General features: G+C 40.8%; 7 protein-coding genes. All 7 read right to left on the minus strand.

Annotation, left to right across the window (positions count from 1 at the left end; genetic code table 11):
- Positions 1-409: 409 nt before the first annotated feature.
- The 7 genes from IM456_RS05815 to IM456_RS05845 all read right to left on the minus strand — a co-directional run bounded on the left by IM456_RS05815 (position 410) and on the right by IM456_RS05845 (position 10,772).
- Complete coding sequence (locus tag IM456_RS05815) at positions 410-697, minus strand: HEAT repeat domain-containing protein (protein ID WP_253881149.1); 288 nt, start codon at positions 695-697, stop codon at positions 410-412.
- Complete coding sequence (locus IM456_RS05820; RefSeq protein WP_253881143.1) at positions 685-894, minus strand: HEAT repeat domain-containing protein; 210 nt, start codon at positions 892-894, stop codon at positions 685-687. The genes IM456_RS05815 and IM456_RS05820 overlap by 13 nt, the downstream gene beginning before the upstream one ends.
- A 1-nt stretch (position 895) precedes the next feature.
- Positions 896-3,376, minus strand: coding sequence for an NACHT domain-containing protein (locus IM456_RS05825; protein WP_287712754.1), 2,481 nt, complete (start codon positions 3,374-3,376; stop codon positions 896-898).
- A 341-nt stretch (positions 3,377-3,717) separates the two neighbouring features.
- Positions 3,718-4,452, minus strand: coding sequence for a M15 family metallopeptidase (locus tag IM456_RS05830; protein ID WP_287691916.1), 735 nt, complete (start codon positions 4,450-4,452; stop codon positions 3,718-3,720).
- A gap of 31 nt (positions 4,453-4,483) precedes the next feature.
- Complete coding sequence (locus IM456_RS05835; RefSeq protein WP_149986362.1) at positions 4,484-5,875, minus strand: NAD-dependent malic enzyme; 1,392 nt, start codon at positions 5,873-5,875, stop codon at positions 4,484-4,486.
- Positions 5,876-6,446: 571 nt separating this feature from the next.
- The gene (locus tag IM456_RS05840) at positions 6,447-8,600 is read right to left on the minus strand and encodes an O-linked N-acetylglucosamine transferase, SPINDLY family protein (RefSeq protein ID WP_149986361.1); all 2,154 of its coding nucleotides are present in this window, start codon (positions 8,598-8,600) and stop codon (positions 6,447-6,449) included.
- Between the two features lie 12 nt (positions 8,601-8,612).
- Positions 8,613-10,772, minus strand: coding sequence for an O-linked N-acetylglucosamine transferase, SPINDLY family protein (locus tag IM456_RS05845; RefSeq protein WP_149986360.1), 2,160 nt, complete (start codon positions 10,770-10,772; stop codon positions 8,613-8,615).
- Positions 10,773-10,808 lie beyond the last annotated feature (36 nt).

The raw sequence follows: 10,808 nt of genomic DNA on the forward strand, positions 1-10,808 counted from the left end.
AAGTACGGGCGAAGCATTCGGATAGAAAATCTCCGGTTTCACCGATAGGTTATTGCCCGAATGCTTCGCCCCTACAGGACGCGGGCCGATGAAGACGCAAGGTTTTGAAGCACGATTCTCTCAAAATCTTGCACCTGTTTCGCAAGAAAAGCCACAAAACCCCTATCTTGCCTACATTTCACATTTATTCAGCAAGCCCTAATTATAGCATCCATAATGGCAAAACTGACACCATTTCTCTGAATGAAAGCGATACGTCGAATTCAAGTCCCCCTTTTCAAGGGGGATTTAGGGGGATCAAAATAAGGATTGAGCGGCTTTAATCCGAATACTTGGGTTCTTGTCTGTGAATAGTCTTTTGGCAAGAGTTCTGATAATTAAATCGAGGGATTCTGTACTCAATTTCATATCAGTTTACTGCATAACGAGAGCCAATTTTACCGAGGGCATCAACAGCACTGAAACGAACGCTATCATCTTCATCGGAACAAACATTTACTAGATAAGGAATAACATCTTCTAGTCCAATTTCACCTAAAGCAATTGTGGCTGTGACACGAACTTTTACTTCCGTATCTTGTAGGGATTGAATGAGATAGGATATTGCTTTTTCACTACCAATTTTTCCGATAGATTCCGCCGTGATTATCCGAATATCGGGATTAGTATCAGATAAGCAGGAAGCTAGATAAGGAATTGCGGACGAATCAGATTTAGGCGAACATTAAGATCATTTTCTCCTATTAAATGGGATACTAATGTGTCGGCAAGGCTGCTATTGCCAATTTTGCCCAAAGCTTCGGCAGCTTTAGCGCGGATCTGGGGGAGAGAATCGTTGAGTTTATTCAATAAAGTATTGATGGCGATTTGGGTGTTATTAAGTTGCTGAACCATGTTATTTTTTCTCTGGGTTATTGTTATTAGGTTGCTGGGGATAATTCTGTTGGCTTCCTTGCACATTATGAGCTAAATTGCTAATGATAGCTCCTCTTAAATCATAGGTAATAGATGAGGTTTCAGAGGTTGGGGATTGAGTGGAGTAAGAAATAGATTCAGGGAGGGGGTGATAGTATTTAAGTTTGTTTTGAATTGTGTCTAGTGCTTTTCTAGCTTGAGAGAGAGTATCGCCATTATTTAATGTGACAAAATCAGGATTTTTCAGGCATTTGATAAGTTCAGTCATCGCCGCTTCTGTGCCAATATTACCCAAAGCCTCGGCTGCCTTCCTACGAACAAACTCATCAGAGTCTTCTAAAGCCTTGAGTAACCCCGGAATAGCTGTTTCCGAGCCAATTTTACCCAAAGCGAAGGCTGCGTACCAACGAACATCCTCATCAGAGTGTTCTAAAGCCTTGAGTAACCCCGCAATGGCTGTTTCTGAGCCAATTTTACCCAAAGCTAAGGCTGCGTTCCCACGAACACCCTCATCAGAGTGTTCTAAAGCCTTGAGTAACCCCGCAATGGCTGTTTCTGTCTCAATCTCAGTCAAGGCCTCGAGTGCGTTATCAGAGTGTTCTAAAGCCTTGAGTAACTCCGCAATGGCTGTTTCCGAGCCAATCTTAGCCAAAGCGAAGGCTGCGTTCCCACGAACAGCCTCATCAGAATCTTTTAAAGCCTTGAGTAACCCCGCAATGGCTGTTTCTGAGCCAATATTACCCAAAGCGAAGGCTGCGTTCCTACGAACATACTCATCAGAGTCTTCTAAAGCTTTGAGTAACCCCATAATCGCTGTTTCCGAGCCAATTTTACCCAAAGCTAAGGCTGCGCGCCTACGAACATCGCTATTAGAGTCTTCTAAAGCCTTGAGTAACTCCGCAATGGCTGTTTCTGGGCTAATATTACCTAAAACGGAGGCTGCGTTCCAACGAACACCCCAATCAGAGTCTTTTAAAGCTTGACTTAACTCATTAACAACTTCATTAGACTTTGTTAATCCCAATAACTCCACCTTAAACCGTTTCGGTACATCCAACCCAAGCACTAACCCCACTGTCTGCTTTTGAAACTTAAAGTTGACTTCTCCTGCTAACCTCGCTCCTAATTTTAAATCAATCTCTAACCCTAATTTAACCACCCGTTTTGCTTGGGTTTCATTATCCAATAACCCCAACAGCAACGCCATAGGTTCAGTCCATTTGAGATAATTCAAATAGTCCCACTGTAACTGCTCATCCCTGAGATGGGGTAACTTTTTCTTTAATTCCTCAGCCGTGTAATACTCTTGAATCAGTTGATGGCGAAAAGCAATTTTATCATTACCTTCTAGGTGAATTAGATGATATTTCAATAAATCCTTTAACCACTGCTTACTGTAATATTCTGGGAATCCTTTATTTTTGATAAATTTGCTTAATTCTTCCTCTGCTTCTGTTCGGGAAATAGCCACCTGAATCTCGGTTTTTGACTCCCCTTGGGTCATTTTCCAAGCTAACACTTGCAGCAATTCTCGCCACCAATCCCGGGATTCTTGGTAAGTAGGAACATCTGCTTTTAATTTGTGGTGATAAACTGTTTCGGTAAAATGTCGAAAAACTAAGCCTAAATTAGCAGGAATTTGGCTTTTCTCATTAAAAACTTCACATAACATCCACAAAAGCAGGGGGGTTTCTCCCAATTCCTTGAGACGATTTCCCAACTGTTTAAGCATTTCTTCGCCTTTTTCAGGCAAATAGGTCTTGACAAAATCCCGCATCTGTGCTTCGCTCAGGGGGAGCATTTCCAGCTTTTTTTCAATATCTAAGTCGTCGCTGCCTAAATCCCTTGTGGTGAAAATCATAGAAATTTCTGCATACTGCTGGCGAAAGTTTTTTAATTTCTGTCGCGCAGCTTCCGAGGGCAATTCATTGATACCATCAAATAATAATAATGGTCTAAAATTCTGATTTTCTAACAGCCAACTTTCTAGGGTATTACTATCAATAATTAATTTATGGCGTTTCAGGAATTGTAAAATTAAATCAAGAATTGAGGTTTCATACAAGCGTAATTCGATGAGAATGGGAATTTGAATGATTTTAGCTTGATTTTGTTGATTTAGGCGCAAGCTTTGGGTCCCTACGGATTCTTCTAATAATAATCTGGCTAAAGCGGTCGATTTTCCTGAACCGGGACGACCTTTTAAAAGAACGTGATTAGTTGCATACTTGCGTAAACCATCTAAAACCGTGAATCTTTCGGGTTTTTCTGGTCTTTCTGCTCTTTCTTGCGGGTTTTCTCGTTCTTTTTCAATCGTCTGCACCCACAAATCTCTTAGCAAAGGTGCAGTTTTCGACGGGCGTGTTTTTCCCTCTACGTCCGTGAGGGTGTAAAATGTCTCCCACTGGGCGTACTTTTCCGAGTCCGAGATTGATTTGAGATAGGGAGTCCAGTCAATCATTGATGCTGTCTGTTAGTTCGAGAAGGAACCCGGATTAACGCTTTTAATACCTTCAATTATAAGCAATATAGTGGGACTAGCTCTGAAAAATTGGCAACGGAATCGATTGGCTGCCAGATTCTCTCGTTAGAAATGTCCACAACCCCCCGCCATTAGGTGTAGGATGTGTTACGCGCTTTGCTAACACATAAAAAACTTTTTCTGTTGGTGCGTTACGGCAATATTTAGGGTCTGCTGAAAAAGTACGGGCGAAGCATTCGGATAGAAAATCTCTGGTTTCAGCGATAGGTTATTGTCCGAATGCTTCGCCCCTACAGGATGCAATTGCCGATAAGGTTATCTTATTTTTGTTTTCCTAATTGTTGGGCCTTATAAAAAGTTTCTAAACTGTGACTATCCCCGACAAAACGCCAGTGCCAGGGTTCATAATTAATACCCTGGGGATTATTTTCGGGGAAAGATAACTCGAAACTATACTGGGCAGCGTTATTTTGCAACCAACGAAAAGCGGCAGTATTAGCAAAACTGCTACTTAAATTCGTTGCGGGAGTGCTACCATCGCCAATATCGATCGCATAACCGGTATGATGTTCGCTGTAACCCGGAGGTGCGCTCACTTCTGCTCGTTTGCGGGTTTGCTGATTGCGTTGTTTTTTAACTTCAAAAAAGAGCTTTTCTTGGGTTGCTTTCGATCGAAATGCGGAAATCGGCATTAAAATCACCCCCGACCTCCTCGCGTCACTCTGCATCTGGATAAAAGCCTTGGCTGCCGGTTTCCTTAAACGCATAGCACCATCCCCAGTAATGGGGGCTAATTCCGTCTCCGGGGCCTCTTGATAGGGTAAATGACCTAGAATGTTCTCAATGGGGCTAGGAGTGGCTTTAATGGGGGGGGAGGGGTTAATAACCGGTTTTTTTACGGAAGCAGGGGGACGATTCAAGACTGCTATGGCAATTATGCCGGTTCCCACCAGAGCGAGTAAACCGCTTACGATCGCTATTAGACCATTAGGATTAGTAGTTTTTCTGTACTGGTTGTCCCGCAAAGCTTCGGGAATATCATCGATCGGTTTCACGGTTTACTTACCCTCCTGCACCATAATTACATTATTCCCCGGCCACTCCATCTTGACGAGCAGCGTGTTGAACGGCGGCGGCCACAGCCGTAACTACACGACTATCAAAAACCGAGGGAATAATATTCTCTCGATTGAGATTAGCAGGAGTGATCAAAGAAGCGATCGCTTTGGCCGCTTCCAGATACATATTATCGGTGATTGCCCTAGCGCGACAGTCCAAGGCCCCGCGAAATAATCCGGGGAAAGCGAGAACATTATTAATCTGATTGGGATAATCGCTGCGTCCGGTAGCCACCACGGCCACTAAATCATTGATTAATTCCGGTTGAATTTCGGGAATCGGATTAGCCATGGCAAACACGATCGCATCTTTAGCCATTCCCTTGACCATTTCGGGAGTCAATACCCCCGGTGCGCTCACCCCCAAGAAGACATCAGCGCCTTTAAGAGCATCCCCTAGCTTACCACTGGCAGCCACGGCCCAAGCTTGTTTTTCTGGGGTTAAATCGTCCCGTTTTTGGGAGAGGATACCAAGGGAATCACAGAGGATTATATTTGTAGCTCCTGCGGTTTTAAAGAGAGTAGCGATGGCGATACCCGCCGCACCCGCACCATTAATGACGATTTTGACTGTATCAAGCGATTTTTTGACCAATTTGAGGGCATTAATTAGGGCAGCCAGGGAAACGATCGCTGTACCATGTTGATCATCGTGGAAAACGGGAATATTTAATTCCGCTCGCAGACGTTTCTCGATTTCAAAACAGCGTGGCGCGCCGATATCCTCTAGGTTAATACCCCCAAAAACCGGGGCGATTCTTTTGACGGTTGCGATGATTTCTTCGGGGTCTTGGGTGGCTAAACAGATGGGAAAAGCGTCAATTCCGGCGAATTCCTTGAATAACATTGCTTTCCCTTCCATTACTGGTAGGGCAGCCTCTGGCCCGAGATTTCCTAATCCTAATACCGCGCTACCATCGGTAACTACAGCGACGGTGTTGCCCTTGATGGTCAATGAGTACACTTGTTCGGAATCGTGGGCGATAGCGGTGCAGATGCGACCAACTCCGGGGGTGTAGGCCATGGCCAGGTCATCTTGGGAGGTGAGGGGAATACGACTCTCAATGGAGATTTTACCCCGACGATGGAGATCGAAGGTGCGATCGGAAACTTTCAGGAGTTTAACATCCGGTAGAGCTTTAACCGCGGCGATAATCTGTTCCGCTTGGTCGGTACTAGCGGCATCAACCATCACCTCGCGGGTGCTAATCTTTAAATTGCGTTCGATCAGAGAAATTTGCCCTAAATTACCCCCGACATCGGCGATCGCATTGAGGACAGAAGCGAAGGTTCCCGCTTGATTGGGGATTTCTATCTTGAGACTTAAACTATAGCTAGGATTGGGCGTTAAATGAACCATGCTGAAGGCTTCCAATACTGATAAATATTGATTATCTTCTATCTGTGAAGGACTTTGGTATCTAATCGCGCAGTTTCTTTAGCTATTAGGGTTTCTCTGGGCCTAACACCAGGGGAGCGGGGAGCGGGGTGTGGGGTGTGGGGTGTGGGGAGAAGGTAGGAAGGCTGCATCTCACATTTGCAAAAATACCGACAATCAGCAATTATCAGTCACTCTCAAATGCGTACAAAAGTATTAACAACTACCTGTAAGCAGCCCACCGAAAAACTAATGCGCTCCGGGGTTTGGGGGCGGCGCCACGCCCCCAACGGGGGGTTTGGGTAGGGTTGATTCATGAATCAACCCTACTATGAATCAACCCTACTATGAATCAACCCTACTATGAATCAACCCTACTATGAATCAACCCTACTATGAATCAACCCTACTATGAATCAACCCTAGGGGTTTGGGGGGTAGAACCCCCCAAAAGCTTGGATTGAGCGATAAAATCGGAAGTAAAGCCCAATTTTAAAAGAGAGTTTTCCCTTAAAAATCCCAACTTAGTAGATTGACAAAAATGAGATGCACCCTAAATATTCCACATTTGTTGATAAGCAGTTTCTAAATCTCTGGTAAATTGTCTGGCATTCCAGAGGGGAGATGTATGACGAGATTGACGTAGTTGATAACGAATTTCTTCCCTTAAATTTTTATCTAATCCTAACTTAATTCCCCACTGCACATATTCTTCATCACTCCAAGCTATACCCTGACTAATGCCGGCATTTTTCATAAAAGTATAGCTATTGCGGGCTGCAAATTGTTCACCAACCCTAGTGACTAAAGGAATCCCCATCCAGAGGGTTTCTAGGGTTGTGGTAGCACCATTATAGGGATAGGTATCGAGAACTATATCAGCAATTACTAGATTAGCGCGATGGGTTTCCTCATGCAAATCATTGGGCAAAAATCTTAATCTATCTTGACTAATTCCCAATTCTTCGGCACTTTTGAGAAATAATTCTCGAATGGTTTCTTTGTCGGCAAAACCTTTGATTAAAAGATAGCTATTAGGAACCTGTTGGAGAATCTGCAATTGCAGACAAATCATGTTTAAGGTACGTTTTAATCCCGATTGCACGGTCAGATAAATAATAGCATCATCGGGAATATTTAAATCAGTTCTTCTCCTGGTGGGAACACCCACTTCAAAACCATCCACGGATAAATAAGAGTTAGGAAGTCGGATGATTTTTTCTGAATAAATTTCTTCAGCATTTTCGGGTAAAACGTAGTTATCGGCAATAAAATAATCAATCGCAGGGATTCCCGACGCATCTAATCCTAACCAAGTTACCTGTATCGGTGCTGGTTTTAAGGCCATTACTAGATAAGTTGTATTATTGGTTAAGCTATCAAGATCCACTAAAATATCTAATTTGTCTTGACGAATTTGGGCAGTTATTTGTTCAATTTTTGCTGGCAATTTATAGCTATAATCTGAGTTATTTTTAAACCATTTTTCAGTAATTTCGTCTGCTCCTTGGTTGACAAAATAGGTGTAAATTTCAAATTTATCTCGATTATGATAGTGAAATAACCAGCGACTTAACCAACCCACAGAATGGCGACGGAGAGTATAGGCAATATAACCAATTTTTATTTTTCTTGCTGGAGATTTTGGAGAATAAACAGGAGCAATATAGTTATAGCGGGTTCTTACATCTGCTTGAAAAATTTCCGCTAGTTTACTTTGTAAATAGCGATTAATTTTCGGATTATCTTGATAGTAGGGAAGACAGCTAGTAACGCCTAAAATAGAGTCGATAATAAAGGGACGTGCATTAAATTGTTCGGCATTAATTTGTCGCTCGATTAGTTGTGTTAATTCATCGATAAATTTAGGTAAATTTCCCCAGTCTCCCTTAGCTTGTAAAATACCAATCACTAGAGAAATTCCGAACAGCTTTTCAGTATTTGTTTGGCAATTTTTATAAAAATTATCGGCGATTTCTAGAGCTTTTTTATAGTCAAAAGTGGTGGTTTTATAAAGATTAAACAAACTATTTTGTAAGTATAAATCCTCTGGTAGAAAGCGCAAACAAAGTTCTACTAAATTAATGGCAAATACACTTTGTTTTTGTTGATAACCATAATTGACAATTGCTGAGATAACTTTGGCCGCAATTATTTCTGGATTATTGATATGTAAGGCTGCTAATTCTAAAAAGTGGATGGTATTAGTGCAGGGGTAGATTAAAACTTTTTCCGTCACTCGCAGCAGTAAATCAAGATTAATTGCTGCTGTAGCTGTATTCTCTAACAGTTCAAATACACACCAATCATTGCACTTTTCCATAGCAAAATTTTGGAATTGTATTTCTAATTCCATCAGATGCAGGAGATTATTTAAAAAACTAGGATTAAGATTTTGTAGCTGCCATCGAATTAGATAACTTGTCTCTAGTCTTTGGGAATTTTCTTGTCTGGTTGCCTCTGCATCTAAGATTTGAGTTAAAGTTTCTATCCACCCCGATAATTCTGATTCAGCTGCTTGACTCAACACCAGTAACCAAGTAGCTTGTGCGTCTTCTTCTCTATCTTGTAAAAGATAGGCTAATCCTAGATAAAAATAATCCTCAATTACAGGAGAATTGTTTTCAGTTAATTGTTCATAAAACTGCAATACCAGTTGATAATTGTTGTCGTTTAAGTGTGTTTGTATGTCTTGATGCCATTGCATAGTTTTTATCCGCTAAGATTGACAATAAATATTCCACATTTGCCGATAAGCAGTTTCTAAATCTCTGGTAAATTGTCTGGCATTCCAGAGGGGAGATGTATGACGAGACTTTCGGAGTTTCCAACGGACTTCTTCTCTTAAATTTCTATCCAATCCTAACTTAATTCCCCACTGCACATATTCCTCATCACTCCAAGATATACCCTCAGTTATTCCCGCATTCATCATTAAAGTATAACCGTTGCGTGATGACCATTGTTGCCCCACTTTAACCACGAGAGGAATTCCCATCCAGAGGGTTTCTAAGGTGGTTGTACCACCATTAAAGGGATAGGTGTCCAAAACCACATCAGCGATGGCTAAATTTGCCCTGTAGGTTTCCGTTTTATAGAGAGGAAGCATCTTAATTCGATTAGTTTCTACCCCAACTTCTGCGGCAATTTGACAGAATAAATCCCAGAGAGAATTATCATCAGCAACTCCTTGAATCAGGAAATAACTATTAGGTACGGATTTGATGATTTGCATTTGTAAGCGAATCATCGCAGGATTACGCTTAATTGCCGTTTGAGAACTTAGGTAAATAACCGCATCATTATTAATACCTAAATCTTCTCTTCGCAGGGTAGGAACGGCTATTTCAAAACCATCCACAGCGACAAAAGCATCAGGTAAACGCCAGATTTTTTCTTGATAATATTCTTGGGCATTTTCTGGTAGTACATAAGGATCCGCTAAAAGATAATCTACTGCGGGTAAACCGGAACCATCAAAACCTAACCAGTTAACTTGAATAGGAGCAGGTTTTAAGGCAATAACTTTGGCAACGATTGCCCCAGTACCACTATCTAAATCCACAAGAATATCGATGTTATCTTCTTTAATTTTGCGATAGGTTACTAAGGAATCAGCAGTAGCATGATAGATTTTATCTGCGGGATTAGAAAACCATTGTTTAGTTATTTCATCCACAGGTTGACTCACCATATAAAGGTGAATATCAAACTGCTCACGATTGTGATAATTAATAGTCCAACGACTCAATAAACCGACGGGATGACGTTTTAAGGTTTGGGCAATGTAACCAATTTTCAGTTTTTTATTGGCATTATCTTCTCTAGGTTTGTCAAAACTTTCCTCTTGAAAACCCAGCATTTCTTTGTAAGTTTTTTGAAAAAAACTGCCAATCTGACTTAAAAGCGGTCGATTCTCTTTCGGGTTATCTTCATAGTAGGAAATCGGGTTCATAACTGTTAGTAAAGCTCCCCGAACTAAGGGATGTATATCTTGGGGCTTTTTTTCTATAAATTCTTTAATTAATTGTTTATACTCTTGACAAATACTAGGAATGTCATTCCATTTTGAGGCGCGTAAAGAACCATTAAAGAGAAGAGATTGACTAAACATTTTTAAATCAATTGTTTGACTTTTCTCTTTCAACTTATTGACTAAATTGATGGCTTTTTCATAGTTAGGTAAAGAGATATAAAACCAAAATAAATTAACTTCTAAGTACAAACTTTCGGGATAAAGGGGAAGAAAAGCTTCCGCTAAGTCAACGGAATAAATAGGTTGATATTTCTCAAAAGCAAAGCGTCCAGCAACAGTGATGACGTGATTAAGTAATTCTGGAGAATTGTCAAGATAGGGTAAACTTAAGCGAACTAATTCTATGGTATATTTATGAGCGTAAGGTATGACGGCAATTACTACCCGTTCCAATAATTGAGAGTTAACTGAACCCTGAGTAATTAATTCTAGTATTTGCCATTCTTGCAGTTGTTGAGGATGAAATCTATTTAATTTCATTTCAACGAGAGTTAAATGCAGTAAATTATCGATATAACTGGGATTAATTTCCTGTAGATGTTTACGAATTAACCAACTGGTTTCTAGATTTTCTAACTCTAATTGTCGATTAGCTTCGGCTGCTAAAATATTGCTTAATTCTAGCATCCATGAATCAGTTTCCTGTTCTTCTCCTTGAGTGAAAACAAATAACCAAGTAGCTTGTGCTTCTTCTTCTTTTGCCTGCAAAAGATAGGATAATCCTAAATACCAATAATAACTAATTTCTAGGGGTTTTCTTTCTATCAGTTCTTCGTAAAACTGACTAACAATATCGTATTGATTGTTTTCTAAAGCGGTTTTAACTTCATTTTGCCAAGACATGATTTAATTCTCCCTAATTAACTTTCACAATAGATT

It is taken from the genome of Microcystis sp. M079S1 (assembly GCF_020246425.1).
GTDB lineage: Bacteria > Cyanobacteriota > Cyanobacteriia > Cyanobacteriales > Microcystaceae > Microcystis > Microcystis aeruginosa.

Coding starts and splice junctions, on each gene's coding strand:
- IM456_RS05825 (WP_287712754.1), bottom strand. CDS start 3,376: ATGATTGACTGGACTCCCTATCTCAAATCAATCTCGGACTCGGAAAAG.
- IM456_RS05820 (WP_253881143.1), bottom strand. CDS start 894: ATGGTTCAGCAACTTAATAACACCCAAATCGCCATCAATACTTTATTG.
- IM456_RS05845 (WP_149986360.1), bottom strand. CDS start 10,772: ATGTCTTGGCAAAATGAAGTTAAAACCGCTTTAGAAAACAATCAATAC.
- IM456_RS05835 (WP_149986362.1), bottom strand. CDS start 5,875: ATGGTTCATTTAACGCCCAATCCTAGCTATAGTTTAAGTCTCAAGATA.
- IM456_RS05840 (WP_149986361.1), bottom strand. CDS start 8,600: ATGCAATGGCATCAAGACATACAAACACACTTAAACGACAACAATTAT.